1 protein-coding gene is annotated in these 301 nt (G+C 63.8%); it reads left to right on the top strand.

Features of this window, described 5'->3' with window-relative positions; translation table 11 throughout:
• Positions 1–301, top strand: a 301-nt coding sequence (locus OO69_RS48570; RefSeq protein ID WP_033287464.1) for an ABC transporter permease subunit, incomplete at both ends; no start/stop codon positions are given.

Raw genomic sequence — 301 nt, 5'->3', positions numbered from 1 at the left:
GGGTGGCAACAAGGACTCCGCGCGGGCCGTGGGTGTGCCGGTGGCGTTCACGAAGATCTCGCTGTTCATGCTGGTCGGTCTCGGTGCCTGGTTCATCGGTATGCATCAGCTGTTCACGTTCAACACCGTGCAGTCCGGTGAGGGTGTGGGCCAGGAGCTGATCTACATCTCGGCTGCTGTGATCGGTGGCTGTCTGCTGACGGGTGGTGCCGGTTCGGCGATCGGCCCGGTCTTCGGGGCGTTCATGTTCGGCATGGTGCAGCAGGGCATCGTCTACGCCGGCTGGAACCCCGACTGGTTC

This window comes from Streptomyces sp. NRRL F-525 (assembly GCF_000716605.1).
GTDB lineage: Bacteria > Actinomycetota > Actinomycetes > Streptomycetales > Streptomycetaceae > Streptomyces.
Note: the sequence above shows the minus strand (reverse complement) of the source record. Positions and strands in the feature narration are given on the sequence as shown.